Source organism: Pseudomonas putida, assembly GCF_028682635.1.
In the GTDB taxonomy this organism is placed as follows: Bacteria; Pseudomonadota; Gammaproteobacteria; order Pseudomonadales; family Pseudomonadaceae; genus Aquipseudomonas; species Aquipseudomonas putida_AE.
Window position 1 is genome coordinate 309842 of sequence record NZ_JANHLK010000001.1, and the last position, 25987, is coordinate 335828.

The window sequence follows — 25987 nt, forward strand, 5'->3', positions numbered from 1 at the left end:
GATCACGAGCAATGTTTGCTCGCCGCCATCGCCGGGCGTAATGCGCTATCCTTCGCGCCCAGAAATTTACTTGCTACAGGATCCGCCTCCATGAAAGCCGCACTCATCGAACTCATCAGCAACATCAGCTCCGGGTGCATGGGCGATGACGAAATCGAGAAAGTCGCCGACGAAGCGGCCCAGGCCTACGCTGATCCAGCGGCTTTCCTGAGCGCCAACCCGGACATCAACTACGACGATACTTTCCCGATCCCGCTGGGTGAGTGGGTGGTCGTTGGCAGCCTGCCCGAGACCGTGCTGTTCCAGGCCGACACCTACATGGACCTGTTTGCCCAGATCGTTGCCTCGTTCGGCCCGGGGGTGGAGTTCAATCTCAAACCCAAGCAGCTGGCCAAGACCGAAGCCCTGACCGCGCTCAATCGCATCCAGGTGCAGATGAGCAGCCTGAACAAGGAAAACGGCGGTTACACGCTGATGAACTTCAGCCAGTTGCTGGATGATGAACTGCAAGTGGTCCTGGTCTACGGCAATGCCGTGCCACGGGTACTGGAGCTGTGCGCCGAAGTCGGCATCGCCGCCGCCCCCTCGCTGGAAGCCTTGAAAGTGGCGATCCACGTCTGAATCGGTAAAGCTGTCAAAAAAAAGGAACCCTGGTCAGGGCCGGCTATCCTATGAGGGCATACCACTCTTCGGGAGCGTCATCATGGGTTCCACGTTCAATAGCCTGGTTGGCCTGATCATTCTTGCCTTGGACATCTGGGCAATCATCAACGTGCTCAAAAGCGGCGCCGAGACCGGGATGAAGATCTTCTGGGTGCTGTTGATCCTGTTGCTGCCGGTTCTGGGCCTGATCATCTGGGCCATCGCAGGGCCGCGAGGAAATGTACGCGTCTGACGAAAGAACACTCGCCGGAACATTTGCCCGGCGTCCAAGGTCGAGATAGATGTAGGCCCATTCATGGGTTTTATCGAGGAGGCACCGATGCAAAAGTGGAAAGTCACTTTCGTGGATGATCATGGTGAAGTAATCGACGAAGTCTTCGAGTGCGAGGAGTGCCCGAATCACGAGCAGGCCGCCAGACTCATCAAGGAACGGCTCCTTCCTGTGGCCGCCGAACTGGATCTGAATGATCTGGAGGGGCGAACCAGCGATGCAGGCGTAAAAAACCTGAAAACCCAGAACAGTATCGAAATCCGCAGCATTACCCCCATCTGAACCACTTCTTGTCCTTGACTGCTGTAAAACCAGGCCTTGGCAGCGCCTCTATCTTGGGGCTACTCTGCAATCGAGATCAGCGAATGGATCGCTAAGGTCTGGTCTTGTCAGCTCCATGCTTGTTTCCCATCGACATCTGGTTGTCGATTCGTGCGTACCCTCTGGGTCGCGCACCCAGGGAGTACGGAAAGTCTATCCATCAGTTTGAGGAGGACGTTTCATGAGCACAGCCTATCAAGAAGACATCAGCAGCAGTGTGCTGCGCCGCATGAAAGAAGGCGGTTTCGACTTTTCCCGGTTCCATCCCATCGAGTTCTACGCCATTTTCCCGGACGAGGAGCGGGCACGCAGGGCGGCAGGACATTTTCACCGTGGTGAATCCCTGGATGCGCAAGTCAGTGTGCGCGACGATGGCGCCTGGGCGTTGGAATTGTGCAAGGTCATGTATGCGACCTACGACGACATTGGCGATTTCGAACAGGGTTTCGAGGCAGTGGTAGAGCCTCTGGGCGGCATCATCGAAGGCTGGGGTGTGAAACAGGAGGTACGAGGGCGACTCGCATAATCTTATGAAAAGTGACACTCGGCAATGACGGCTGACCTTCGGGTTGGCCGTTTTCGTTTGTGCCGATGGGAAATTCCACACGGCTTTGCAGGAGACCGGCAAGCCGGCTCCTACAGACTATGCTAGTGATGGGCGACAACAACGCCTTGCAATGAAGCGGGGGCAGTCAGGTTGGGGCATTTGCCGCACAGGATTGGTGCGGTGCTCGCGTAGTGAATATCCAACCGATTGAAATCTAAGCGTTTCTGCCGATGGCACGGGCCTTGCGAAGGCCTGGATGTCCGGGTGACAAGGAGTACGGCATGATCCGCACCTATTTTGATGAAATGTACGATGCCGGCGGCCAGGTCCGCCCGCATTATCGGGAGTTTGCCCGTTGGCTGGCCGAAACGCCTGACGAGCTTCTGGCACAACGGCGACGCGAGGCCGATCTGTTGTTTCATCGCGCCGGGATTACCTTCACGCTCTACGGTGATGAGCAGGGGACAGAGCGCCTGATTCCCTTCGACACCATCCCGCGCAGCATCCCCGCCAGTGAATGGCGGGTGGTCGAGCGCGGCTGCATCCAGCGGGTCAAGGCGCTGAACATGTTCCTCGCCGACCTGTACCACGAGCAACGCATCATCAAGGCCGGGATCATTCCCGCCGAGCAAGTGCTGGCCAACGAGCAATACCAGTTGGCTATGCAGGGGCTCGACCTGCACCGGGATATCTATTCGCACATTTCCGGCGTCGACCTGGTGCGCGACAGTGACGGCACCTACTACGTGCTCGAAGACAACCTGCGTACACCCAGCGGCGTCAGCTACATGCTCGAAGACCGCAAGATGATGATGCGCCTGTTCCCCGAGCTGTTTGCGGCCCAGCGCATCGCCCCGATCGACCATTACCCGAACCTGTTGCTCGACACCCTGAAGAGCTCCAGCCCGATCGATAACCCGAGTGTCGTGGTGCTGACACCGGGGCGCTTCAACAGCGCGTTCTTCGAGCATGCGTTCCTGGCGCGGGAAATGGGCGTCGAGCTGGTGGAGGGCGCGGATCTGTTCGTGCGCGACGACAAGGTGTTCATGCGCACCACCGACGGACCCAAGGCCGTCGACGTGATCTACCGCCGTCTCGACGATGCGTTCCTCGACCCGCTGGCGTTCAATCCCGATTCGATGCTGGGCGTGCCGGGGCTGTTGTCGTCCTATCGTTCCGGCAATGTCGTGTTGGCGAACGCCATCGGTACCGGGGTGGCGGACGACAAATCGGTGTATCCGTTCGTCACCGACATGATCCGTTTCTATCTGGACGAAGAGCCGATCCTGAAGAACGTGCCCACGTGGCAGTGTCGTAATCCATCTGAACTTTCCCACGTTCTGGCCAATCTTCCAGAGCTGGTGGTCAAGGAGACCCAGGGCTCCGGCGGCTACGGAATGCTGGTGGGGCCGGCGGCCACCGCGGCGGAAATCGAAGCCTTCCGCGCGCGCATTATCGCCAAGCCCCATGCCTACATCGCGCAGCCGACGCTGTCTTTGTCGACCTGTCCGACCTTTGTCGAAAGCGGCATCGCACCACGCCACATCGACCTGCGTCCGTTTGTATTGTCTGGCCGCGAAACCCGGGTCGTACCCGGCGGTTTGACCCGTGTCGCCCTGCGCGAAGGCTCCCTGGTGGTGAACTCCTCCCAGGGCGGCGGAACCAAGGACACCTGGGTGGTCGAGGAATGAAGGAAGCCTGACATGTTAAGTAGAACTGCCTCGGATTTGTATTGGATGTCGCGTTACCTGGAGCGGGCGGAAAACCTCGCACGGATGCTCGACATCAGTTATTCGCTGTCGCTGATGCCGCAGGATGGCCGGGGCGACGGCCTGCACGAACTGGCCATGCCGCTGCTGATCACCGGCACCCTGGATGATTACCTCGAACGCCACGGCGCGCTGCATGCCGAACGGCTGTTGCATTTCTTTGCCCTGGACGCGGAGAACCCGGCGAGCATCTACAGTTGCCTCGGCGCGGCGCGGGCCAGTGCCCATGCAGTGCGTGGGCGCATCACCGCCGACATGTGGGAAAACATCAACGCCACCTGGCTGGAGATTCGCGGCATTGCCCAACAGGGCCTGAGCCGCTACGGCATGAGCCGTTTCTGCGAGTGGATCAAGGAGCGTTCCCACCTGTTTCGTGGCGCGTCCTACGGCACCATCATGCGCAATGACGCGTTCCGCTTCATTCGCCTGGGGACGTTCATCGAAAGGGCCGACAACACCCTGCGCCTGCTCGATGCCCGCTATGAAATGGCCGGCGACCAGGCCGAAGCGGTCAGCGACGGCACGGCCCACGCCTACTACCAGTGGAGCGCCTTGTTGCGGGCCTTGTCGTCTTTCGAGGCGTACACAGAGATCTACCGTGACGCACCCGGTGCCCGGCATGTGGCCGAGTTGCTGCTGCTGCGCGCCGATGTGCCGCGCTCGTTGCGCGCCTGCACCGAAGAAATCGACCAGATCCTCGCCCAGCTTCCCGGGGCCAACGGCCGCCCGGCACAGCGCCTGGCGGCGGAGATCGATGCGCGATTGCGCTACACCGGCATCAGCGAAATTCTCGACGAAGGCCTGCATGCCTGGCTCACCGAGTTCATCCCGCTGGTGCGCCAGCTGGGCAATGCCATTCACAGTTCCTACCTGGAGGCTGCATGAGACTTTCCATAAGCCACGAGACCACCTATCACTACGAGGATCAGGTGCGGGCGAGCATCCAGTACCTGCGGCTGACCCCCCACGACAGCGAGCGCCAGCACGTGCTCAGCTGGCAGCTGGATCTGCCGCGGCCAGTGCGCGCGCAACTTGATCCGTTCGGCAACATCCTGCATGTGCTGACCATGGACGAGCCCCACGAGGCGATCATCATCGGCGCCCGTGGCCAGGTCGACATCGACGAGCTGCGCGAGGCTGAGCATGAGAGCCAGTCGGCCTTGCCGTTCCTGCGTTTCACCCGGCTGACCGAGGCCGACCAGGCGCTGCGCGCCTTCGCCGACAAGGCGTGCAAGCAGCGCCGCGATCGCACGGCGCTGATCGACCTGATGCACGGCCTGAACCAGCACATGACCTACACACCGGGCTCCACCGAAGTGGACACCAGCGCCGCGCAGGCTTTCGCCGGGCGTTCGGGCGTGTGCCAGGACCACACCCACGCATTCCTCGCCTGCGCGCGCAGCCTGGGCATCCCGTCGCGTTATGTGTCGGGGTACCTGTACAGCGAAAACAGCGAACACCTGGCCAGTCATGCCTGGGCCGAAGCCTGGCTGGATGACGCCTGGTACAGCTTCGATGTGACCAATGAACTGGCGCGACCGGAGCGGCACCTGAAACTGGCGGTGGGCCTGGATTACCTGGACGCCTGCCCGGTACGTGGCATGCGCCGCGGGGGTGGGTGTGAGCAGATGCATGCGAAGGTGTTTGTATCCCCGACGCCCGCACCGGTCATCTCGGTGCAACAACAGTAATCAGCTGCACACCCTGTAGGAGCCCGGCTTGCCGGCGAAGGCGTCCTTGAACATTGCGCCAGACTATCGGACGCCTTCGCCCTGTAGGAGCCCGGCTTGCCGGCGAAGGCGTCCTTAAACATTGCGCCAGACTATCGGCCGCCTTCGCCCTGTAGGAGCCCGGCTTGCCGGCGAAGGCGTCCTTAAACATTGCACCAGACTATCGGCCGCCTTCTCCTGTAGGAGCCCGGCTTGCCGGCGAAGGCGTCCTTGAACATTGCACTGGTCTTCCGGGCGCCTTCGCTGGCAAGCCAGCTCCTACAGCGAAGGCGTCCTTGAACACTGCGCCAGTCTATCGGCCGCCTTCGCCCTGTAGGAGCCCGGCTTGCCGGCGAAGGCGTCCTTAAACATTGCACTGGTCTTCCGGGCGCCTTCGCTGGCAAGCCAGCTCCTACAGCGAAGGCGTCCTTGAACACTGCGCCAGACTATCGGCCGCCTTCGCCCTGTAGGAGCCCGGCTTGCCGGCGAAGGCGTCCTTGAACATTGCACTGGTCTTCCGGGCGCCTTCGCTGGCAAGCCAGCTCCTACAGCGAAGGCGACCTTAAACATTGCACTGGTCTTCCGGGCGCCTTCGCTGGCAAGCCAGCTCCTACAGCGAAGGCGTCCTTGAACATTGCGCCAGTCTATCGGACGCCTTCGCCGGCAAGCCGGGCCCCTACAAGGGGTTCAGGGCTTGATCTTGCGCCCGACCATATGCTGCAAATACCCCACCAGCATCCCCAGGTCCTCATCCGGCAACACCTCGGCCGAGAACCCCGGCATCTTCGCCTGGGGCCATTGGCGCAAACTCTGCGGGTCGCGGATATAGCGCTTGAGGAAATCCGCGCCGAAGTACTCGGTCGGGTTATACGGAATATTCAGGTCCGGGCCGAACTGCGCATCCCCGGCGCCATTCAAGCGATGGCACGCCAGGCAGTTTTTCTGGAACAGCGCAAAACCCTGGTTGACCGGGTCATCGGCCTTCAGCGCAGGATCCGGCAGCAGGGCAGGGAAGCGCTCGGCCACGGGGGCCATGCGCTTGATGCTGGCGACCTCGAACGGCCATTGTTCCGGGCTGATGTTGCCTGCCCGCGGATCGGTCCAGACCAGGTAAAACGGCCCGGCGCTGTGCTTGCCTTCCGCCAGCGGTGGCCATGGCTTAGCGGGGTCTTCGATCGCCAGCCAGGCACGCGCGCCCTGGGTGTTGAGCAGCGGGGCGGCTGCCAGCTCGGCGGCAAAGCCGTCCAGCGCCACGGCTTGCAGGTGGTCGTCAGGCTTGATGTCGGTCAATAGCGCGGCCAGCGGCACGGCGCGGTAGGCCATGTCACGCTTGTAGGACACGTCATTGCTGATGTTGATGGTTTGCACCTGAGGGTGCTTGAGCAGCTCCTCGGTTTGCCACGTGCGACTGTTCGCGCCCAGCTCCAGGTTCAGCTGTGCGGCATGAAGAGGCGTGCTGAGCAGCAGGGCCCCGAACACAATGAGCGTTTTCAAATGATCGCCATCCCTGTCGTGGAAGTGCCGCAAAGGTTGGCACAGCCACGCTGGCCCGAGAAGGAAGCCAGTCACATTTTTACTTGGCGATAAAACATCTGGCGCCGTTTTCCAAAGAACGACTATCCGATTACCTTGGTCAGGTTCGGCAAAATCAACAACAGAGTGGTGGCGAAAAGAATGAGCCCGGCTTGACGAACTTTCGATTGTTTGAACATGGCTGACCGCCTTTTTTTTGTTATTTCCTGATGCCTGCCTGCACATCTCCTGACGGCAAACGCTGCACTTCCTGTAGGACGAGCGCCTCGGCAAAACCCGACGACAACTTCGTACACCTTCACCTTAGAGCCCGCGTCACGCTTGGTTTAGATCCATTTAGTATGGTGTTCTCACAAGATGCTATTAAAAAGGCATGAGGCCTATTGCCAGCTTCTTGGGCGGCCTTTTGCTAGACACCTGCGTGTCCTGAACCGGTTCACCGGCTGCGGGATGACCGTCCGTCTGAGCGTGAGCGTCAATGCCAGTGAGCGCTGCGGTCATTGAATCCATGACGCCATGGGCCAACAGTGAGGGCTGTATTTTTCTCACCTGCATTGCGGTTCGAGGACGTCATGACCCAAGCTTTCATTTTCGACGCGTTACGTACGCCCCGTGGCAAAGGCAAGGCCAACGGTGCCTTGCATGGCGTCAAGCCGGTGAGCCTGGTGGCCGGGTTGCTCACGGCGCTGCAACAGCGAACCGACCTGGATACCAGCCAGGTCGATGACGTGGTGCTCGGTTGCGTGACGCCCATTGGCGATCAAGGCTCCGACATCGCCAAGACCGCGGTCCAGGTGGCGGATTGGGACGTCAGCGTGGCCGGTGTGCAGATCAATCGTTTCTGCGCCTCGGGGCTGGAGGCGGTGAACCTGGGGGCGATGAAAGTCCGTTCCGGTTTCGAAGACCTGGTGGTGGTCGGCGGCGTCGAGTCGATGTCGCGAGTCCCCATGGGCAGCGACGGCGGGGCGTGGGCGCTGGACCCGGCAACCAACCTTCACGGCCATTTCATTCCCCAGGGTGTGAGCGCCGATCTGATCGCCACGCTTGAAGGCTTCAGCCGTCAGGACGTCGATGCCTATGCGCTGCACTCGCAACAGAAAGCCGCGCGGGCGCGGGCCGATGGCTCATTCAAACAGTCATTGGTGCCGGTGCAGGACCAGAACGGCATCATCCTGCTCAATCATGATGAGTTCATCCGCGCCGAATCGACCCTGGAAGGCCTGGGCAAGCTCAAGCCTAGTTTCGAAATGATCGGACAAATGGGTTTCGACGCCACCGCGCTGCGGGTCTACAGCCAGGTGGAGCGGATCAATCATGTCCACACCCCCGGCAACAGTTCCGGAATCGTCGATGGCGCGGCGTTGATGTTGATCGGCTCCGAAGCCAAGGGCCTGGCGTTGAGCCTGCAGCCACGGGCGCGGATCGTCGCCACGGCGGTCACCAGCACCGACCCGACCCTGATGCTCACCGGCCCCGCGCCGGCCACCCGCAAGGCGTTGGCCAAGGCCGGGCTGCGGGTCGAAGACATTGACCTGTTCGAGGTCAACGAAGCGTTTGCCTCGGTGGTGTTGAAGTTCATCAAGGACATGGCCATCGAACCGGACAAGGTCAATGTCAACGGCGGTTCCATTGCCATGGGCCACCCGTTGGGCGCAACAGGCTGCGCCATTCTCGGCACGCTGCTCGATGAGCTGCAAGCCCGGCACCTGCGTTATGGCCTGGCGACCCTGTGTGTCGGCGGCGGCATGGGCATTGCCACCATCATCGAACGCCTCTGAACCCGGACTTCAAGGAACCTGTCTATGAACCAAGCCATTCGTTACGAAAAGGGCCAGGACCGGATCGTCGTCCTGACTATCGACATGCCGGGCCAGAGCGCCAATACCATGAATGCGGTCTACCGCGAGGCCATGGCCGAGTGTGTCGCCCGCCTGGTGGCCGACAAGGACGACATCGCGGGGGTGATCATCACCTCGGCCAAGAAAACCTTTTTTGCCGGCGGCGACCTCAATGAGCTGATCAAGGTCGGCAAACCCCAGGCCAAGGCTTTTTTTGACAGGGTGCTCACGCTCAAGGGCCAACTGCGCACCCTGGAAACCCTCGGTAAACCCGTGGTCGCCGCGATCAATGGCGCGGCGCTGGGCGGTGGCTGGGAAATCTGCCTGGCCTGCCATCACCGCATCGCGCTGGACGATCCCTCGGTGCAACTCGGCCTGCCGGAAGTGACCCTCGGCCTGCTGCCGGGTGGCGGCGGGGTGGTGCGCATGGTGCGTATGCTGGGCATTGAAAAGGCCCTGCCGTACCTGCTCGAAGGTAAGAAGATTCGCCCGCAGCAGGCCTTGCAGGCGGGCTTGATCGATGAACTGGCGGTGGATCGCGAGGCACTGCTGAGCAAGGCGCGCAGTTGGATCATTGCCAACCCGGCGGCGGTTCAGCCCTGGGACGTGAAGGGCCATCAGATTCCCGGTGGCACACCGGCGAACCCGAAAGTCGCGCAAATGCTGGCGATTGCGCCGTCGATCCTGCGCAGCAAAACCCAGGGCACACTGCCCGCGCCGGAGAAAATCCTCTGCGCCGCGGTGGAGGGCGCCCAGGTGGATTTCGACACGGCGCACTTGATCGAAACCCGTTACTTCACCGAGCTGACCACCGGCCAGGTGTCGAAAAACCTGATCGGCACCTTCTGGTTCCAGCTCAACGAAATCAATGCCGGCGGTTCGCGTCCTCAAGGTTTCGCGCCTTATGTGACGAAAAAAGTCGGGGTGCTCGGCGCCGGGATGATGGGGGCGGGCATCGCGTTTGTCAGCGCGTCGGCCGGTATCGATGTGGTGCTCAAGGACATCACCCTGGCGGCGGCCGAGAAGGGCAAGGCGCACTCGGCGGCGTTGCTGGACAAGAAGGTGGCACGCCGGCAGATCAGCGCCGAGCAACGTGAAGCCGTGCTGGCGCGTATCCATACCAGCGACAACGATGCCGAACTGGCGGGTTGCGACCTGATCATCGAAGCGGTGTTCGAGGACCGTGAGTTGAAGGCCAAGGTCACATTGGCCGCGCAACAAGTGGTGGGCGCGGATGCGGTGATTGCCTCCAACACTTCGACCCTGCCGATCAGTGGCCTGGCCACGGCGGTGCCGGACCCGAGCAAGTTCATCGGCCTGCATTTCTTCAGCCCCGTGGAAAAAATGCCCTTGGTGGAAATCATCAAGGGCGCCAGCACCAGCGACGAAACCCTGGCTCGGGGATTCGATTACGTCCTGCAGATCCGGAAAACCCCGATCGTGGTCAACGACAGTCGCGGTTTCTTCACCTCTCGGGTGTTCGGCACCTTCACCAATGAAGGCATTGCCATGCTGGGTGAAGGGGTTTGCGCGGCGATGATCGAGACCGAGGCGCGCAAGGCCGGCATGCCGGTCGGGCCATTGGCGATCTCCGACGAAGTTTCCCTCAGCCTCATGAGCCATATCCGCCAGCAAACCGCCAAAGACTTGCAGGCAGAAGGCAAGGCGCTGATCGAACACCCGGCCTACGCCGTGATCGACTTGCTGCTCAACGAGTACAAGCGTCCGGGCAAGGCCGCCGGGGGTGGTTTTTATGAATACCCGGCGGGTGGCCAAAAACATCTATGGCCGGAACTGAAAACCCGCTTCGAAAAGGCCGACGGGCAGATTTCGCCAAAGGATGTGCGCGATCGCCTGCTGTTCGTGCAAGCCATCGAGACCGTGCGCTGTGTGGAGGAGGGCGTGCTGACTTCGACGGCGGATGCCAACGTCGGCTCGATCTTCGGCATCGGCTTCGCCGCCTGGACCGGCGGTGCACTGCAGTTCATCAATCAGTACGGGGTCCAGGACTTCGTCGCCCGCGCCCAGTATCTGGCCGGGCAATACGGCGAGCGCTTTGCACCGCCCGCGCTGCTACTGGAGAAAGCCGCCAAAGGGGAGGCGTTTTAGGGATAGGTGACACACTGCGGGGCTTGCCTTGTCACGGTGTTCAAGGCAGGCTCTGGGGTGTGCATTATTCCCATCACGTGTCAGGTATTTTTTATGTCGTTACGCATCTGCATTCTGGAAACCGACATCCTGCGTCCGGAATTGGTTGACCAATATCAGGGCTACGGGCAGATGTTCAAACACCTGTTTTCGCAGCAACCGATCGCCGCCGATTTCACCGTCTATAACGTGATGCAGGGCGAGTATCCCGGCGATGACCTGACGTTCGACGCTTACCTTGTGACCGGCAGCAAGGCCGATTCCTTTGGCACCGACCCGTGGATCGAAACCCTCAGGGCCTACTTGCTCAAGCGCTACGAGCGCGGCGACAAGCTGCTGGGCGTGTGCTTCGGCCACCAGTTGCTGGCGCTGCTGCTGGGCGGCAAAAGCGAACGTGCGACCCAGGGCTGGGGCGTTGGCACCCATAATTACAAACTGGCCGCCAAGGCGCCCTGGATGAGTCCGGTGCGCGAAGAGCTGACCCTGTTGATCAGTCACCAGGACCAGGTTACCTCGCTACCGGAAAACGCCACGGTCATCGCCTCCAGCGATTTCTGCCCGTTCGCCGCCTACCACATCAACGATCAGGTGCTGTGCTTCCAGGGGCATCCGGAATTCATCCACGACTATTCCCGGGCCTTGCTGGAAATTCGCCAGCAGGCGCTGGGCGAGCAGATTTATTCCAAAGGCATGGCCAGCCTGGAGCATGAGCACCACGGCACGACCGTCGCCGAGTGGATGATGCGTTTTGTGGCGCACAAGCCAGAAACCGTGTAGGAGCCTGGCTTGCCGGCGAACGCGGTGTGTCAGGCCGGTCGCCTTCGCTGGCAAGCCAGCTCTTACAGCGATTCTCACGAACGCCTCGGTCTCGCCTACAACCACCCCGACTTCTTGAAGCTCGCCCACAACCCCACACACCCCACCGCAATAAATCCCAGAACCCCGAAATATCCGTAATGCCAGGTCAACTCCGGCATGTTCTGGAAGTTCATCCCGTAGATCCCCGCCACCGCCGTCGGGAACGCCAGGATGGCCGCCCAGGCCGCGAACTTGCGCTGCACTACGCTCTGGCGTGAGGCCTCGAGCAAGACCCCGACCTCGATGGTCTGGCTGGCAATGTCCGCCAGGGTCGTCAGGTCTTCCATCTGCCGCGTCACATGAATCTGCACATCGCGAAAGTACGGGCGCATGTTCTTGTCGATGAAGGGGAAGCTCAGCTTTTGCAGTTCTTCACCGATCTCCACCATCGGCGCCGCGAAACGGCGCAAGCGCAATACATCGCGGCGCAGGCTGTGGAGTTTTTGAATGTCGCGCTCGTTCAGTGAGCTGCACATGACGTTGCGTTCCAGCTCGTCGATCTGCGCATGGATGGCTTCGCCCATCGGCTGGTAGTTTTCAATGACGAAGTCGAGGATGGCATAGAGTACGAAATCTTCCCCGTGCTCCAGCAACAACGGACGCGCCTCACAACGCTGCCTTACATAGGCGTAGGACGCCGAATGACCGTTACGCGCGGTAATGATGTAGCCGTTGCCGGCAAAGATATGCGTCTCGATGAATTTGAGTTTGCCATCTTCCATGATGGGCGAATACGTGACAATGAACAGCGCATCGCCAAAGGTTTCCAGCTTCGGGCGGCTGTGTTTTTCCAGGGCGTCTTCAATGGCCAGTTCATGCAGGTTGAACTGGCGTTGCAGGTTGTACAGTTCCTCTTCATTCGGCTCTTCGAGGCCGATCCAGACGAAGTGCCCCGGCTTCGCAGCCCAGGCGGCGCCTTCGTCGAGGGTGATATTGGTGACTTTCTTACCAGCGCTGTAAACGGCAGCAGCAACAACTCTACCCATGATGTTGATTCACTTCTTCTTGGCAGCGTTCAGCTTAGCCTTGTCTGCTACCGGGAGTCAGTGAAATCTTGTAGGAGCCCGGCTTGCCGGCGAAGGCGCCCGTCCAGTCGTTGGGTTTATCGACTGGACGTGCTGCATTTTCAAGCAGCCTGCAGCTGCCGATCCATCGAATCGATGCACTCGCGCATCTGCTCGCGGCACTGGGCGATCAACATGGGCATGTCATCCAGGCTCAATCCCGCAGTAGGAATGGCCGGCAAGGAACGGATCAGAATTTTCCCACTGCGCCAGCGGTTCAATCGCATGTGTTTGACGTAACTGCTGACACACACCGGGACGATTGGCACCCCCGCCGCGATGGCCATCTGGAAAGCGCCTTTTTTGAACGGCAACAGCTCTTCGCCCAGATTGCGTGTGCCCTCCGGGAAAACCCAGATCGAAGTGTCTTCGTTTTGCAGGGTATGGGTGGTGGTCAACATCGACTGACGCGCCTTGTGCGCATTGCCACGGTCGATCAGCACATTGCCGGCCAGCCAGAACAACTGACCGAACAATGGCACCCATTTCAGGCTCTTTTTACCGATGCACACCGTACGGCGGGGTACTACATTGCCAAACACGAACAAATCGTAGTTGGACTGATGGTTGGCAATGATCACGCAGCTGTCGGGTTTATCCATCAATGGCCCGACGTCGGCTTTTACCCGCAGGCGCAAGATGCACATCGCCGGCCACGCATAGAGGCGCGCGCACAGGCGGCTGTTGTCCGGATTGAACGGGCGACACAGGCCTAGCACCACGCCCAGCACGCCCGCCACGATAAAGTGCAGGGCCATCAATGACATACGTAAAGCAAAGAGCATTTGCAGGCCCCACCGGGACAAAAGGTGGCGCAGTGTACGGATGTGCACTGTTTTCGGCAATTGCCACTATTGAGGCGGGAGATAGACGATGTTTGAGTACATGTTTCCGACTGACGGGTCAGACTTGTCCTAGAGCGCTCCCAGCGTTTTCAACGCAAAAGCCCGACACAACGGTCGGGCTCCTGGGTTACTGCAACATCGGGCTCAGCCCATATGTTCCTGATCCAGAATGATCGCGTTGTCCAGCGCTTCCAGCAGCGCCTTGCGCACTTTCAACTTGGTGTTCTTGTGGGCAATCATGTTGATTTTCTTCAACTGGCGAGCCGCCGCCAGCGCCGCGCCTTGCAGTTCTTCGGCCGCGACCACGACGTCCAGGTAACCGGCAGCCACGGCGCTTTGCGGGTTGAACATCTCACCGTTGACCACGGAACGCTGGAAGGCCGATTTGCCCAGGCGATCGCGGGCAATCTCGATACCGGCGTGGTGCATGGTCATGCCGATCTGCACTTCGTTCAGGCCAATGCTGAAGGGGCCATCGACACCCAGGCGGTAATCCGCCGACAGCAGCAGAAACGCACCCTTGGCGACCGCATGCCCAGGGCAGGCGACGACGACGGGGAAGGGGTGCGACAACAGGCGACGGGCCAGCGTCGAGCCGGATGTCACCAGCGACACCGCTTCCTTGGGGCCGGAGGTCATCACCTTCAGATCGTACCCGCCCGACAGAATCCCGGGCTGACCGGTAATGATCACCACCGCGCGATCAGTCACCGCCTGATCCAGCGCAGCGTTGAACGCCGCAATCACGTCCGGAGAGATGGCATTGACCTTGCCGTTGCTCAAGGTCAGGGTCGCGATACCGTCTTCGAGGTGGTAGGTAATCAACTCACTCATGACGCTAATCCTTTCAATAAAGTAGGGCAGAAGTTACTCACCGCCATCGGCAAGGTAAAGCGCCATGACTGACTCGCCAGTCACCCTTTACCCGCTCGGCCAGCGTCACCCGGCACGCCTGCCGCGTATCGCCTGCTATATAGAGGTGGGGTGCCAGGCCGGAGATTGGCCGGTTTGCCATTACCCTGGGCAACCAAAAACACCCAAGCGCCTTAAGCGCATGAAAATTCTCAAAAAAATGTTTGCCAACAGAAAAGCTTTCGACTACATTAGCGCGCCTCGACAGACAGAACATGTTTGAAGAGATACGGTGAAGTGTCCGAGTGGCTTAAGGAGCACGCCTGGAAAGTGTGTATACAGGAAACTGTATCGAGAGTTCGAATCTCTCCTTCACCGCCACATTCTGAAAAGCCCCGCAAATCAATGGTTTGCGGGGCTTTTTCATTTCCGATTGTACCACTCGGTTGTACCACTCATCACATCCCGCCTTCCGGCGCTCCGTTATCCAAAGGGCGTTGCCGTTTCTCCATCGCATACCCCAAGCATCTCCCAGATCCCTACCGTTAGTCCGATCACGCCCCCAGCCGTGTCACGCTCTGTGCTTTGCCCTGCATCTACCGTTCGTCAGGTAATGTGCGGTGGTTGGCTACACCAGAATCGCCTACAAGCCAAGCAGGGCATGGGTTTCATCATCGTAGCTATCAACAATTTGCTTCTAATAGCGAAAAAGATGTTGCATCAATGTGAAAATAGTGCTTGACAAATACGAAAGATCATGTAGAATAGGGCTTAGGAAGGGAGGTTGAAACATTCGCCTCGCTTCCGTTCGGCGCTGGCGTTTCAGTCAGGCCGATCAGCCGACCCCTTCGTCAGGATTGTGGGTATACACGTTTCACCGGGTAGCTGGCTAACACTCGACAGGTGGATTGATTCCCCATCGGCGCTACCGCTGCAAGTGTTCAAGGGTTGAATTGCTTTCCCCAGCAGCAACAAATTCGCAACACCATCGAACCAAAGACATAGATGTACTTGAGCGGATATGCGGCCTCAAACCCATATCCGTTTTCTTTGTTTGTAATTCCGTTCCACCCCACATACCCATTCACCCATATTCCATAGGAGAACATATGGCCGTAGTTATTCGGCTGTGTAAGCACTGCTGCACGCCATTCCCAAGTAAGACCCAGCGAGCGTTGTACTGCTCACAGACATGCAACAAAGAGTATCACCGCTCGAAGAAACGCAAGTTAATCAACCTCGACACGATCAACCCACAACCACCAACGGATGAACCGCAAGATGACGTCAATTGAAAATCAGCGTGTAGTAGCGACTGCCGAGCAAATTAGGGCTTTTATCTACCGATATTGCCACGAGATGACTGCCAGCGAGATTGCCGACGCTCTGGGTGTACACATCCGAGTTATCGACTTGTACTACCCACGTAAATCGCGTTAACACATCACATTCAACACACACCCAAAAGGAGGGCAACCCACAACATGAGAGAGAAAACCAATGTCAAATTACATCGTGATTCACACAGCTTCATCCCTGATTGTTAATGCCATCAGCTCAACAGAGCCACCGACTGACAGTGCCACCTTTCGCTTCATCAGAGTATCAGACGCAGTACTGACCAAGTTTTTCAAACTGGCAGGTAGGAAGAACCGCAACGGGGCTCTTGTGTCTGTTGGTGAACTAGCGAACGTGTCACCAGCGTTCTTGGAATCATTGGGTTAAACACCCGTAAAAACACCTACCCCTACCTAGGGTACAGGGTCGCTGTTTTGCACCTCTGTAGGCCGCATTATACAAGGCCTCAAACAACCAATATCGACAAAGCACGGCCTATTCCTGGCCGCGACCAACTATCGCCCGCATTCTGGGCAACACAACATCTATGGAGAAATAAATTATGAGTAACACTGTATTGAAGATCGTAACGAAGGGCGACATCCAAGCGGCGAGGGATGAAGCTCAACAACAGTATTTGAATCGCGTTGAAGGCTTTGACGTCGACTACCAAGGTCGACCAGACGCTTCAGGTAACTTACCACGTCGTTGGTTTAAGGGTGCCGTCGTTGAGTTTGTCGCCTCGACCGGGCCAGATGAACTACTAGACATCGTGCTGAAGAAGATCGGGGAGGGTTGGACACGCTCGACAACAGCAACCACATCTATTGGTGCTGCATATTTCAATGTCTACCTGATGAAGCCTACTGCCCAGCAGCAAGAAGACTTGAAGGGTTTGTATGCAGAGGCTGAAGCCAAACTACGTGCCAAGGTTGAAGTTGAGAATGAGGCCATTATTGAGCGGCAAGTGGAACTTCGCATTGCTAACGCCGCACGTTTGAAGGCTGAACAACTAGCCAAGGAAGCTCAGGAAGAAGCAGCAGCTATCCGTGAGGAAGTTGAAAGGGCTCTTGGTGCAACGCGTGCAGCTGTGCGTGCATCGCTCGGAGCTAAATAATGAAAGTCTCGCTAGAGAAACACTTATCAAGGCTGGATGAGTATCAAGCACGCAACGCCTACATGTTATGCGGTGATGTTGATCCAAGGGCCTGCTGTAAGAGTCTGAGAGAACGCCTGAAGCGTTTACTTCCGGCAGTTGATCATCATGCAGTGTGGGTTCGTGTGGAGGGCGGTGTGTTACTACTCGTCGCCGGTCCTCATATCATCGCACGGGTGTTATCGGATGTGTTTGTAGAATCGAAGCATCTCTACAGCGGATCAGGGCGTAAGATTATCCGTGAGTTAGTACGGGATGCACTGGCTGCTGGATATGTGCCAATAGGTCAGCGTAGTTATGGCGCCTCAAAATAAAACGCTAACATATGGAGCTTTTGGAGTCTTTGGTTATTGTGGTGCGAATCGCCCAAAGACTCTATGATGAAAAATACTGATTTGCTATTCCGCTTCACTGGGGAAGAGATAGCGCACAATAGCTGTAACAGTAGGACGGAATTCCAGTAGCATTTCTTCAGCGTCGCGATGGTTCGATATCTCGTTTGCTAAACGAATCTTTCTCTCGTTAGTTATATGGCCCATATACAGGGACCACCATTCCTCCGCATGCAATTCGCTCAGGGTAGTGCGCTCATTGATTACTCTCTCAATAAGCGTGTCGTTGAGGATTTTTTGTACAGGGTACTGGATCAAGTTTCCTGAGCGGGATTCGGCAGCCCAGATATGGGGAGGATATAGCGTTTCAAGCACTACGGGTATTTTGAATCCGGCAGTTTTCATTGGTCTGATGTGTTGAGGGACTTCCAGTGCGAAGCATTTTGCTGACTCGCAATTTCGATCTCCGTCATTCCAGGTTTTACGTACAAGTTTTCCCGCATCATCGCAATCTACTAAGCCTGCTGATTTTGGGCGTTCTGGATTATGTTTGTGCATATGTCGCCATGCAGACAGCATATCGTGAACATAAGAATGCCCGGCACCTGATAGTTTTGTAATCACAGTGATTCGATTTGCGAAATTTGGTTGATACAGCTCTAACGCCTTAACAATTATTATTCGATCGCTTTCACCTTCAACATAAAGATGTGATTGCTGTTGTTCGAATTGGATTTTAGCGTCATTTAGCGCGATTTGATCTTGCCGAATTCGATCTGTTAATTCAGCGATTTTAGGAGCGAAGAGCGCCATGGTACCCATGTGCTCGTCAAGGTCTAAGGGGTTTGTAGTCTCTTTGGTCCCAGAAACATCCTCTTCCCTGAAAACATGATGACTTGTTACATTCACGCCCTGCTCGCTGCCATTCAGGTGTAGGTTGTAAAACACCGGCGAATGAGTGGTCAGGAAGATTTGCGATACGGTATCGTTCAAGTATCTGAGAAGCTGGTCGGCTAATTTGATAGCGCTCGACAATTCAAGATTATTCTCTGGCTCCTCGTACCCCCAAATGTATGAGTATGGTTGAGCGCCACGAACGAGCAACGTATGCTTTTTATCGGCCATGAATTTTAGAATTACTGGTATATGCCGAGTTTTTACGCCATCTCCTCTCTCATTCAGAGAGATTTGGCTTTCTTCGTTCATAAAATCCAAACTTTCAAATATGTGACTGAGGTCGCGTGGCAACGCTAGTCTGGAGTTAAAGCCGAGCGTCTCTGTTACCTCGGCAGTAAGCTCTGATAAGTGCTCAGCAATACTTCGCTCGAACTCCCCGCTAGAAGCCCGGAAGCGATCAGCAGCCACTTCTGCAATTACTTCGTAAATACTGGCACGCAACTTGGATATGTATGCCTTGTCCTTGATTGCAGGAACGTATACAAACTTTATATTCCGAAGTAAACCACGAAGATTGGAGCGTGTTGGTATTTCAACTTCCACTAACCTTTTACCGCCTCTCGGCCCAACTGTCTCCCTATAACCATGAAAGTGATCATGATAAAGCCCATCTTTACGCCAACTTTTCTCCCATACAATGTAGTCCCCATTTGTTGCTACATATGCGGCAGGAATATCTAACTCAAGACGCACCCGTATTTCACGGGCTCGCTGGTTCGGGTTGTTGTGGATGTTGTGATCAACAACAAAGGAAAGCTCTTCTCCAATGTTTGTCTCTCCATTGAAAAAAAGATTCAATGCTCTCAGTATGTTCGATTTTCCGACATCGTTATTTCCGACCAGGACTGCCAGATCGCCAGGCTTCAAAGTAATACTTTTTATTGACCTGAAATTGTTTATCTCGATTTTCTTTATACGGACGCTCAAACGAAATTCCTTTCTCTGACCCTACGGACCGCGTGGTGGGAAGCGGGGCGCTACATCGTGGACGCTATCGTAGAAGCCAGAGGCCATTACGACCACCCCTCGGAGATGAATTTCTGTGTGAATCAACGCCATGCCAACCTGTACCTACAAGGATTCAACGACCTTGGATGTCAATTATATGGCGCCAAGGCCGTAGGCTAGTCGACCGCACACGAAATAAACAAATTATTGACGCGGGTGTGCGCTTCAGGCATTATTCGACTCCTGTTCTGACAAGACAGGCAAACCGCTGGCACAAGCTAGCACCGACCATCGGCAATCAACGCCACCCCAATTGAAGGTAACGCCATGACATTGAACTTTACTCTAGGAGAATCATATGACCGCAGCAGCCCGCAACACCCGTAAGAACATCGAAATAGCCCGCAACGCCGCTCGCCAGAGCACCCCTCGCAACGCCAGCCTGACCAATCCCAGCATTACCAGAAGCACTAGCCCTAGTCTCACTGCGCTCCACGCAACCGCATTGAACCGCGCGAAGCATGACTCCGCTATGCGTTCAGCGAAAGCTACAGCAGCCCATGCTGCCCGTAGAGAGGGCGAACAGGCCATTTTCGGCAGGCCCGCCACCGCCATTGAGCGCGGACGCCTGCATCACTTCAATTCCTACATCAAGAACGTCCTCATCCCTGAGTGCAGGACCGAAAGCATCGAAGTAAGGGGCGTCATCAGTCGTGCTATTGAGCATTTGAACGCGCACTAGAGTCGCCCCTCCCTGTCCAATATGTAGGCCATAGCGAGGACATTACCGTCCTCGCGCATTCTGTGGCGCGTATATGTGTACTCGATTTGATAACTCAACCCGGCAGCTACCGAGAGGAATTGCCTATGACATGAACTTGAACAAGGAGCCCCACCATGCACCACGTATTTGCCTTGAATTTAATTGCCGAAACAACCGATCTCCCAGTTACCTCCGATTACGTCGACCTCCCCAAACAACGTCGCACCAGTATTGTCGATGGCTTCAGGGTCGATAAGAACACTGGCGAAATCTATGGGCAGTTTGTCGCTTCACCACTCCAGGCCAACATCGAACAGTACCGATGTGGAATTCCACGACCACCAACTAACCCAAGTCAGTACCTGCATCTGGTGGATGTCAGGAAAAACGATGATGTGGTGTACGTAGATTTCGGTGGGCCAACGCCAGCTAAACCAACAACCGTCATCAATGTTCTCGGCTCTAAGCCGAAGCGCGGCCCTAAGCCGAACGTGTGCTTAAACCAGTTTGCTGCGATTACCAAGGTGGCGATTGCAGAGAACGCCCACTGGGTCGAAGACGCAGTAATGGCAGGAATGTACATCGCAGTTGAGAGCAGCAATGGCAAGCTGAACATCAGGCCGGGCTATGTACGAAAGGTGCTCACGATGTCGGTGATTTCGACCGAGGCGATTAGTCGCAACTCCGCCTTCCGCAACCACGACTTCGAGCCCGTCAGTGAGCGGTATGCTCGCTACCTTGCAGCTGCTGGACGTGTTGCTCTACGTAACGTTGAACGGCACTTGGATGCCCACCCTGCCGTGTTACAGCGACTGGAGGCCAAGGTGCTAGAGTCAACAGTCTGGGGAGAGGAGTTCGATCTGGATGAGACCGATTATGTTGAAGGCCCATATGGTGCTTCAGCATAATTACGGCAGGATATAATAAGAGAGCGAAGCGAACGCCGCTCTTGACGTTGTCTTGCAGGATAAGCGACAGCTTACAAGTGTGCTTCAGTGAAGGAACTTCACGATTGTATACCTTGTAGAGAGGCGATAGCCTGAAGGTGAAGCTGGGATTATTGATACATAGTATCCCCAGCAAGTGAGAATGTAAGCTTCCGCTTGAGTGGTACTATCGTCAGCGACGCTGACAGGGGGTCACCCTGAATGCTCACGCATTCGTCTTGCACTGTAAAAGAAGATCAAGAGCAACAGCGAAGCTGGATTGTGGTTATGATTTATTGTGTATGTGCAAGACCGGAAGGTCTACGGTGTTCCCCGTATTGAACGGCAGTTCAAGTGTGTGAGCGGATTGATATATATCAATATTTCCGCCAACTAACTGGGGTGATTGAACTTCAAGGTGACGCTTGGTTGTGCAATAACGGCGAGCGACGCTCGAAGTGGGCATTCCGTAATCTCCGCTTGCCAGTGCTGCTGGAGATGCTGACTTTGCAGGAGCGATGAATACCTCACAGCGGCGCTGTAAACGGTACACGTCGAGAGAGGGTCAAGCCTTCTTGGGGCGAAAGCCGCGGTATACCCATTTCATTACTGTTGCGATCACGTACATGATCAGGGTTAATCCAGCCCACCAAGCAAAGTGGTACGCAACAAACTTCACCTGTCTTTCAGTCATTGTCTTCAACTGATCCCTGTACCACGCCGCCTCTGTACGGATCTTTTCAATGACTTGCTGTTTCGGGTAAGAGGAACAGTATTCGTTGGAATTTTTCCGTCCAGCATCCTTGTCTTCGTAATACTTCTCGCAAGGTGCCCAAAGGCTGAGCCTGTTGCTCACTTCCCAGTACGCCCGTTTCTGGGTAGGGAACGATTGATAATTGTCTGCGATGATTATCACTGCCACCACTACGCTCAATACGACCCCTAACCGTTGCCACCCACTCATTCGCCGTTCCTTGCGTTTACGTTTTATAGTTGATGCATTACATTTTAGATTTGTTCAAGCGTCATAACCCAAATACGCAAGAAGCTCGTTAGATGGGGCTAATCTAGACTCGCTTGAGCTAGAAGATAACTGAGCGTCAATCTTATTCCCAACCGCAACACCTATCCCGCCAGCCAGTCCTCCAATCATCATTGCCTCTGTAATGGATGCATCGATGGTCTTAGTTACGACTAGTGCACCAAGAGCGCCTGCAACTGTGCCGATGGCATTGCCAGTTGTTAATCCGCTAGACAACATCTCGTTAACCCCGGCACCAACAGCTGTTGCCACTGCTATAAAGGCAGGACTGATGAGGCCCTTGTCTCGCTCTCCTAGGATGCCCCCCGGCAAGTCTTTGATGGTAAGACCTTTCGATGTGTCGTCTTGATCTGAGGAATTGCTCATGCGGTTCTCCCTGTCCCTGTCTGGTGGCCATTATCCATAATGGCACATAGTGCCGATAGTGCTCAGGGAAAGCCCTCGGAAACCTCCGAATAACCCAGCGAAACCCCTACAGGTTTCACACGATTGACCTGGAGCAAATCAGAGCCCATGGTTACAACCCGCATTCTATAAGGGTCGTTGGTTATAGCGGCCAAGCTGGGTCTCGTGTGTACGCTTCAAATTCGGTTTTTTGTACCGAAAGTCGATTATGAAGCTGAAATCGCCATTTTGGTTGCTGTCTGCTCCGCCAATCACGGATGGATTGCTCGTGTCAAGCGCTTTGAGATGGGTGGTGAAAATTAGTGGTACAATGGGGCTCCCCAACCAAAAGAGCACCACCCCATGCAAGCCTACAAAGACGCTTTGAACGCCCTCGCTGTTGCACCGCTAAATGCAGTCGATGAAACCTCCACACCCAGCTACGCCACCATTAAGGAGCTGAAAGACGAGGGTTATGTCACCGCCCTCTACAGTGGTGCTGACGATGGCGATAGCTTCATGAGCATCGCAATCACACTCCGTGGCCGCCGCTACCAGTCTGAGCTAAACGCTAACGTCTAACCCGGTAGGAATCGCAGCCCGAGCCTGACCAACAACGGCTGCTCCACTGGTATCAACAATCGACCATTAAACGATGCCAGCAAAAGCGCCTTAAATCGGTATCATAAAACTAGCCTTTACACATAGATGATCCCTTGGTATCGTGATCCCACGTTAATCGATACCAGCAAGGAGCCGCCCACCATGTCCCGCACTTTCCTTTATGCACGCTGTTCCACCGCCAGCCAGTTCACCGAGAACCAAGTGCAGGAAGTGAAGAATGCCGGGTTCGATGTGCAAGCGGGTAGGGTGGTTGAGGAAACCATCTCGGGCAGCATCGCCGCAACGGAGCGCCCCGGCTTCCAGAAGCTGCTAGATCGTATGGAGAGCGGAGACGTGCTGATCGTCACTAAGCTGGACCGTCTAGGCCGTAACGCTATGGATGTTCGTCAGACGGTTGAGCATCTGGCCTCGAATGGTATCCGTGTTCACTGCCTGGCTCTGGGTGGGGTAGACCTCACGTCTGCCGCTGGCAAGATGACCATGCAGGTGCTTGGGGCAGTAGCTGAGTTCGAACGTGACCTGTTGATCGAACGGACACAAGCAGGGCTGGAGCGTGCCAAGAAAGAAGGTAAGAAGCTCGGTAGGCCGGAAGCTCAGTCAACCACTCGCGATGTTCTCGAACTCAAGGATCAGGGGTGCAGTCAGTCTGAGACGGCAGAGAAGCTAGGCATTGGCATTGCCACAGTGAAGCGTCACTGGAACAGGGTGATGGTGGTGAGCAAGCCCGCAGGGACCTACGTTCTTGGTCAGGTGAAAGCCTAGAGCGTTAGCAGTAGACAAGACAAACACATTCATCAACGCAGTGAGAACAATCCACGAGGGAAGAAAGATGTTCACACAACCACGCTGCAACACCGCTCTTTAACAACCTGGAAGGGTTATTTTCATGAAACAGACGATTCTGTGTTGGTAGTGCGCCGCCTGCTCAACGGTGCCGGAAGAACTGAGTGATCTCCATGGCCACGAACCTATCGTTATTTTGCGGCATCCAGATCTGTATCGAACCTAGAGTTGCACTCCTAAAAAAAACGGGGAGTCGTCTGGTACTCATAGGCCGTTAGTAATGGTGCGCTTCGGCGCCCACTTGGCTATATTATGCGGCAACCTATTGTCGCAACACCAAGGAAGAGACATGCTGATCCCTGCTGAGATACTGAGTACGGTACGAGACAACCCACGCGAAGGTGCAATTGAAGTTTGCGAGTTTGTGCAGAGCAGCATGCTGGAAGACGCGTCTGGTTGGACGCCTGAAGAGTACGCTTATCTCCTTGAGGGGTATGCGTTGATCAGTAGCTTATATGAGGCGGGGAGAATCGAGTTTGGCACTTTTGATCCTGCCATTAGTCGGGATGTCCCTGATTCCTGCAAAAATATCTTCATGTTTTTAAAGGCGGTTCGTGCTGAGTTGGTTGAGCAGTCGAACGCTCACAAGCTGGAATCTCTGAAAGCGCATTTTTCCAACACAATCATTCATGGATTTCATTATGAGTTCACCGATGGTGATCTCAAACGTGTGCAGCAATTGTTGAATGAGTTGCGAGATTTGATAGCCGCGAACACCGAAATTGAACCTGATCATAAGCGTCGCTTGCTCAAGCGTCTTGAACAGATGCAGTCGGAATTGCACAAAGAAGTTTCTGATCTTGATCGGTACTACGGTCTTGCGGTTGAGGCTGGAGTATTGATGAAGAAGCTCGGCGAGGGCGCTAAACCCATCGTTGATTTGATCAAGGAAGTCACAAGCATTTCCTGGGTGACACAAGCTCGTGCTGAAAACCTGCCTAGCGGGAGTGAGCCGCCTTTGCTTGGCAATGAATCTGGAGCCCCTAAGCTAGATTGAGTCGATCTGTGTGGATGCTTGATCACGTCTTCTGCTTCACAGCTTCGACGTGATCCCCATCTGCATACGCCATCTGTCCTGCTCCCTGCTCACGCCCCCGGCCTTACATGTCACTGAGCGTCCACTTCAGACGCGCTTATGATCCACCTTCAATGATGCCAGCTCGGTTGAGCTATCCCGGTGCATGACGATCAGCTTGGCAATGTTTTGATGGGCCTTCCGCAAGTCCTTCCGTGTCGTCTCCAGTTCCGCACACAGCAAATCACAGTGGCGCTTCAACATCTCTTCACGGGTTGGCATTCCCGTCTCAAACCCGCTGTCATCGATCAAATCATTCGTCATCACGATATGCCGTTAGCTGTATGTATGTACAGTATCTGTTGCCTTCGGGAGCTTTAAGGGGTGGTGTTCCTCGGATGGGCCGCTCTGGTTGGCTTTCAGATGAACGACTCAGTTAACATCCGCGACATGGGATGGGCATAGGTGAAAAAATGCAGACGGACAACGCAGAGCAAGGCTCAAGATTCAAGATGGCAAAAACGGTCTCCTATTGGGTGATCGGCACTGTGGCGGCGGTGCCACTCACAAAAATGGTCGAGAGCTACTACGACGTTTCTTTTTTCAGTCCGGCGATTCTGGGGTTGAAGGACAGGATACTGAGCGTGGGCACCTGGTTAAGCCAGACAGTTCCGCTGCAAATGTGGTTCTTTTGGGTTGTGACTCTCATTGCAATACTGGGGGCTACATTCGGAATCTGGGCGATCCGGGATAAACGTCTCGAAGTGGGTGCGGCGAAGGCCGAACAGAAGAAGGCATATGAGAAAGCAAGAGAGGCTAATGGGAAGTTTAATGCTGTCGATGCCACGCTGAACGCTACCACGAAGGAGCTGAAAGCAGCCAAGCTAGAGCTAGACGCCGCCAGATCGGAGTTGAAGGCTGCTCAAGTGAAAATTGCAGACCTACAGACTCCGAAGGTGCAACCGCTTACCGAGTCTCATCATATAGTTCTCGCTGGTATCATGATTTATGACAATGCCGACAAACCTTGCTACGTCAAAGACCTCAGCCAAAAGATCCATTTCACGATGGTTCAGACTGAGGGTGCCGTTGATGTATTGGTGAAGCGTAAGCTTGTTGATGAGTATTACACCAACGGTGGTAGGGGCGTTTCTTTGACCGCAGATGGCCGAGCATACGTACTACACCCAGATTTCGACATGTCTCATTTGCCTTTGTGATGAGGTTCGTTGACAGGCGTT

General features: G+C 55.9%; 27 protein-coding genes and 1 tRNA gene. 20 read left to right on the forward strand and 8 right to left on the reverse strand.

The genetic code is table 11. From position 1 onward, the window contains the following. Positions 1–90 precede the first annotated feature (90 nt). The 7 genes from NPS56_RS01450 (at position 91) to NPS56_RS01480 (ending at position 5262) form a co-directional block, all read left to right on the forward strand. The gene (locus tag NPS56_RS01450; protein WP_274073130.1) at positions 91–621 is read left to right on the forward strand and encodes a hypothetical protein; all 531 of its coding nucleotides are present in this window, start codon (positions 91–93) and stop codon (positions 619–621) included. A gap of 82 nt (positions 622–703) precedes the next feature. Continuing rightward, positions 704–895 carry a PLDc N-terminal domain-containing protein gene (locus tag NPS56_RS01455; protein WP_008061810.1) on the forward strand — a complete coding sequence of 64 codons (192 nt, stop codon included), beginning with the start codon at positions 704–706 and terminating at the stop codon, positions 893–895. Positions 896–982: 87 nt separating this feature from the next. Continuing rightward, entirely contained in the window at positions 983–1216 is a 234-nt protein-coding gene (locus NPS56_RS01460) for a hypothetical protein (RefSeq protein WP_274073131.1), read from the forward strand. Between the two features lie 220 nt (positions 1217–1436). Continuing rightward, positions 1437–1781: a ribonuclease E inhibitor RraB gene (locus tag NPS56_RS01465; protein ID WP_007971898.1), complete on the forward strand. Its 345-nt coding sequence runs from the start codon at positions 1437–1439 to the stop codon at positions 1779–1781. 302 nt (positions 1782–2083) lie between these two features. Then, positions 2084–3493: a circularly permuted type 2 ATP-grasp protein gene (locus NPS56_RS01470; RefSeq protein ID WP_274073132.1), complete on the forward strand. Its 1410-nt coding sequence runs from the start codon at positions 2084–2086 to the stop codon at positions 3491–3493. 12 nt (positions 3494–3505) lie between these two features. After that, positions 3506–4456 (forward strand): alpha-E domain-containing protein, encoded by a 951-nt coding sequence (locus tag NPS56_RS01475; RefSeq protein WP_274073133.1) that lies wholly within the window; start codon positions 3506–3508, stop codon positions 4454–4456. Continuing rightward, on the forward strand, positions 4453–5262 hold the full coding sequence (locus tag NPS56_RS01480) for a transglutaminase family protein (RefSeq protein WP_274073134.1): 810 nt from the start codon (positions 4453–4455) through the stop codon (positions 5260–5262). The genes NPS56_RS01475 and NPS56_RS01480 overlap by 4 nt, the downstream gene beginning before the upstream one ends. A gap of 705 nt (positions 5263–5967) precedes the next feature. Here NPS56_RS01480 and NPS56_RS01485 read toward each other — a convergent pair. Then, positions 5968–6774 (reverse strand): c-type cytochrome, encoded by an 807-nt coding sequence (locus tag NPS56_RS01485; RefSeq protein WP_274073135.1) that lies wholly within the window; start codon positions 6772–6774, stop codon positions 5968–5970. A gap of 611 nt (positions 6775–7385) precedes the next feature. On the opposite strand from NPS56_RS01485, the gene NPS56_RS01490 reads away from it, so the two are divergent. The 3 genes from NPS56_RS01490 to NPS56_RS01500 all read left to right on the forward strand — a co-directional run bounded on the left by NPS56_RS01490 (position 7386) and on the right by NPS56_RS01500 (position 11576). Next, positions 7386–8591 (forward strand): acetyl-CoA C-acetyltransferase, encoded by a 1206-nt coding sequence (locus NPS56_RS01490; protein ID WP_274073136.1) that lies wholly within the window; start codon positions 7386–7388, stop codon positions 8589–8591. A 24-nt stretch (positions 8592–8615) separates the two neighbouring features. Then, a complete protein-coding gene (locus NPS56_RS01495) occupies positions 8616–10760 on the forward strand; it encodes a 3-hydroxyacyl-CoA dehydrogenase NAD-binding domain-containing protein (protein WP_274073137.1) in 2145 nt (714 codons plus the stop codon). Between the two features lie 93 nt (positions 10761–10853). Further along, positions 10854–11576, forward strand: a complete 723-nt coding sequence (locus tag NPS56_RS01500; RefSeq protein WP_274073138.1) for an amidotransferase — start codon at positions 10854–10856, stop codon at positions 11574–11576. Between the two features lie 95 nt (positions 11577–11671). Here the strand turns inward: NPS56_RS01500 and NPS56_RS01505 are convergent, their stop codons facing one another. From NPS56_RS01505 to NPS56_RS01515, 3 genes are all read right to left on the reverse strand, one after another. Then, complete coding sequence (locus tag NPS56_RS01505) at positions 11672–12643, reverse strand: magnesium and cobalt transport protein CorA (protein ID WP_274073139.1); 972 nt, start codon at positions 12641–12643, stop codon at positions 11672–11674. A gap of 140 nt (positions 12644–12783) precedes the next feature. Next, entirely contained in the window at positions 12784–13506 is a 723-nt protein-coding gene (locus tag NPS56_RS01510; RefSeq protein WP_274073140.1) for a lysophospholipid acyltransferase family protein, read from the reverse strand. A gap of 204 nt (positions 13507–13710) precedes the next feature. Next, positions 13711–14400 carry a crotonase/enoyl-CoA hydratase family protein gene (locus tag NPS56_RS01515; protein ID WP_274073141.1) on the reverse strand — a complete coding sequence of 230 codons (690 nt, stop codon included), beginning with the start codon at positions 14398–14400 and terminating at the stop codon, positions 13711–13713. A 64-nt stretch (positions 14401–14464) separates the two neighbouring features. Between NPS56_RS01515 and NPS56_RS01520 the strand changes: the two genes are divergently transcribed. The 4 genes from NPS56_RS01520 to NPS56_RS01535 all read left to right on the forward strand — a co-directional run bounded on the left by NPS56_RS01520 (position 14465) and on the right by NPS56_RS01535 (position 17226). Beyond that, positions 14465–14701 carry a hypothetical protein gene (locus NPS56_RS01520; protein ID WP_274073142.1) on the forward strand — a complete coding sequence of 79 codons (237 nt, stop codon included), beginning with the start codon at positions 14465–14467 and terminating at the stop codon, positions 14699–14701. 8 nt (positions 14702–14709) lie between these two features. Further along, positions 14710–14799 (forward strand) — tRNA-Ser (locus NPS56_RS01525). A gap of 1519 nt (positions 14800–16318) precedes the next feature. Next, entirely contained in the window at positions 16319–16873 is a 555-nt protein-coding gene (locus tag NPS56_RS01530) for a hypothetical protein (protein WP_274073143.1), read from the forward strand. Continuing rightward, positions 16873–17226: a hypothetical protein gene (locus NPS56_RS01535; protein WP_274073144.1), complete on the forward strand. Its 354-nt coding sequence runs from the start codon at positions 16873–16875 to the stop codon at positions 17224–17226. The genes NPS56_RS01530 and NPS56_RS01535 overlap by 1 nt, the downstream gene beginning before the upstream one ends. Before the next feature lie 84 nt (positions 17227–17310). Here NPS56_RS01535 and NPS56_RS01540 read toward each other — a convergent pair whose 3' ends face one another. Further along, the gene (locus NPS56_RS01540) at positions 17311–19128 is read right to left on the reverse strand and encodes an ATP-dependent nuclease (protein WP_274073145.1); all 1818 of its coding nucleotides are present in this window, start codon (positions 19126–19128) and stop codon (positions 17311–17313) included. A gap of 379 nt (positions 19129–19507) precedes the next feature. Here NPS56_RS01540 and NPS56_RS01545 point away from each other — a divergent pair, with 379 nt between their 5' ends. Continuing rightward, positions 19508–19891 carry a hypothetical protein gene (locus NPS56_RS01545; RefSeq protein WP_274073146.1) on the forward strand — a complete coding sequence of 128 codons (384 nt, stop codon included), beginning with the start codon at positions 19508–19510 and terminating at the stop codon, positions 19889–19891. 155 nt (positions 19892–20046) lie between these two features. Next, positions 20047–20820 carry a hypothetical protein gene (locus NPS56_RS01550; protein WP_274073147.1) on the forward strand — a complete coding sequence of 258 codons (774 nt, stop codon included), beginning with the start codon at positions 20047–20049 and terminating at the stop codon, positions 20818–20820. Positions 20821–21403: 583 nt separating this feature from the next. Here NPS56_RS01550 and NPS56_RS01555 read toward each other — a convergent pair. Together NPS56_RS01555 and NPS56_RS01560 are read right to left on the reverse strand one after the other, a co-directional pair. Then, positions 21404–21802: a hypothetical protein gene (locus NPS56_RS01555; protein ID WP_274073148.1), complete on the reverse strand. Its 399-nt coding sequence runs from the start codon at positions 21800–21802 to the stop codon at positions 21404–21406. Between the two features lie 54 nt (positions 21803–21856). Beyond that, positions 21857–22246, reverse strand: coding sequence for a hypothetical protein (locus NPS56_RS01560; RefSeq protein WP_274073149.1), 390 nt, complete (start codon positions 22244–22246; stop codon positions 21857–21859). Between the two features lie 381 nt (positions 22247–22627). Between NPS56_RS01560 and NPS56_RS01565 the strand changes: the two genes are divergently transcribed. From NPS56_RS01565 to NPS56_RS01575, 3 genes are all read left to right on the forward strand, one after another. Continuing rightward, complete coding sequence (locus NPS56_RS01565; protein WP_274073150.1) at positions 22628–22846, forward strand: hypothetical protein; 219 nt, start codon at positions 22628–22630, stop codon at positions 22844–22846. A gap of 183 nt (positions 22847–23029) precedes the next feature. Then, positions 23030–23650 (forward strand): recombinase family protein, encoded by a 621-nt coding sequence (locus tag NPS56_RS01570; protein WP_274073151.1) that lies wholly within the window; start codon positions 23030–23032, stop codon positions 23648–23650. A gap of 370 nt (positions 23651–24020) precedes the next feature. Next, positions 24021–24728, forward strand: coding sequence for a hypothetical protein (locus NPS56_RS01575; RefSeq protein ID WP_274073152.1), 708 nt, complete (start codon positions 24021–24023; stop codon positions 24726–24728). A gap of 126 nt (positions 24729–24854) precedes the next feature. Here the strand turns inward: NPS56_RS01575 and NPS56_RS01580 are convergent, their stop codons facing one another. Then, positions 24855–25070 carry a hypothetical protein gene (locus NPS56_RS01580; protein WP_274073153.1) on the reverse strand — a complete coding sequence of 72 codons (216 nt, stop codon included), beginning with the start codon at positions 25068–25070 and terminating at the stop codon, positions 24855–24857. Between the two features lie 149 nt (positions 25071–25219). Here NPS56_RS01580 and NPS56_RS01585 point away from each other — a divergent pair, with 149 nt between their 5' ends. Then, positions 25220–25966, forward strand: a complete 747-nt coding sequence (locus NPS56_RS01585) for a hypothetical protein (RefSeq protein ID WP_274073154.1) — start codon at positions 25220–25222, stop codon at positions 25964–25966. Positions 25967–25987: the final 21 nt, after the last annotated feature.

Coding starts and splice junctions, on each gene's coding strand:
- NPS56_RS01515 (WP_274073141.1), bottom strand. CDS start 14,400: ATGAGTGAGTTGATTACCTACCACCTCGAAGACGGTATCGCGACCCTG.
- NPS56_RS01570 (WP_274073151.1), top strand. CDS start 23,030: ATGTCCCGCACTTTCCTTTATGCACGCTGTTCCACCGCCAGCCAGTTC.
- NPS56_RS01500 (WP_274073138.1), top strand. CDS start 10,854: ATGTCGTTACGCATCTGCATTCTGGAAACCGACATCCTGCGTCCGGAA.
- NPS56_RS01470 (WP_274073132.1), top strand. CDS start 2,084: ATGATCCGCACCTATTTTGATGAAATGTACGATGCCGGCGGCCAGGTC.
- NPS56_RS01450 (WP_274073130.1), top strand. CDS start 91: ATGAAAGCCGCACTCATCGAACTCATCAGCAACATCAGCTCCGGGTGC.
- NPS56_RS01460 (WP_274073131.1), top strand. CDS start 983: ATGCAAAAGTGGAAAGTCACTTTCGTGGATGATCATGGTGAAGTAATC.
- NPS56_RS01505 (WP_274073139.1), bottom strand. CDS start 12,643: ATGGGTAGAGTTGTTGCTGCTGCCGTTTACAGCGCTGGTAAGAAAGTC.
- NPS56_RS01535 (WP_274073144.1), top strand. CDS start 16,873: ATGAAAGTCTCGCTAGAGAAACACTTATCAAGGCTGGATGAGTATCAA.
- NPS56_RS01580 (WP_274073153.1), bottom strand. CDS start 25,070: ATGACGAATGATTTGATCGATGACAGCGGGTTTGAGACGGGAATGCCA.
- NPS56_RS01490 (WP_274073136.1), top strand. CDS start 7,386: ATGACCCAAGCTTTCATTTTCGACGCGTTACGTACGCCCCGTGGCAAA.
- NPS56_RS01495 (WP_274073137.1), top strand. CDS start 8,616: ATGAACCAAGCCATTCGTTACGAAAAGGGCCAGGACCGGATCGTCGTC.
- NPS56_RS01520 (WP_274073142.1), top strand. CDS start 14,465: ATGACTGACTCGCCAGTCACCCTTTACCCGCTCGGCCAGCGTCACCCG.
- NPS56_RS01550 (WP_274073147.1), top strand. CDS start 20,047: ATGCACCACGTATTTGCCTTGAATTTAATTGCCGAAACAACCGATCTC.
- NPS56_RS01475 (WP_274073133.1), top strand. CDS start 3,506: ATGTTAAGTAGAACTGCCTCGGATTTGTATTGGATGTCGCGTTACCTG.
- NPS56_RS01575 (WP_274073152.1), top strand. CDS start 24,021: ATGCTGATCCCTGCTGAGATACTGAGTACGGTACGAGACAACCCACGC.
- NPS56_RS01480 (WP_274073134.1), top strand. CDS start 4,453: ATGAGACTTTCCATAAGCCACGAGACCACCTATCACTACGAGGATCAG.
- NPS56_RS01555 (WP_274073148.1), bottom strand. CDS start 21,802: ATGAGTGGGTGGCAACGGTTAGGGGTCGTATTGAGCGTAGTGGTGGCA.
- NPS56_RS01465 (WP_007971898.1), top strand. CDS start 1,437: ATGAGCACAGCCTATCAAGAAGACATCAGCAGCAGTGTGCTGCGCCGC.
- NPS56_RS01565 (WP_274073150.1), top strand. CDS start 22,628: ATGCAAGCCTACAAAGACGCTTTGAACGCCCTCGCTGTTGCACCGCTA.
- NPS56_RS01585 (WP_274073154.1), top strand. CDS start 25,220: ATGCAGACGGACAACGCAGAGCAAGGCTCAAGATTCAAGATGGCAAAA.
- NPS56_RS01560 (WP_274073149.1), bottom strand. CDS start 22,246: ATGAGCAATTCCTCAGATCAAGACGACACATCGAAAGGTCTTACCATC.
- NPS56_RS01530 (WP_274073143.1), top strand. CDS start 16,319: ATGAGTAACACTGTATTGAAGATCGTAACGAAGGGCGACATCCAAGCG.
- NPS56_RS01455 (WP_008061810.1), top strand. CDS start 704: ATGGGTTCCACGTTCAATAGCCTGGTTGGCCTGATCATTCTTGCCTTG.
- NPS56_RS01510 (WP_274073140.1), bottom strand. CDS start 13,506: ATGCTCTTTGCTTTACGTATGTCATTGATGGCCCTGCACTTTATCGTG.
- NPS56_RS01545 (WP_274073146.1), top strand. CDS start 19,508: ATGACCGCAGCAGCCCGCAACACCCGTAAGAACATCGAAATAGCCCGC.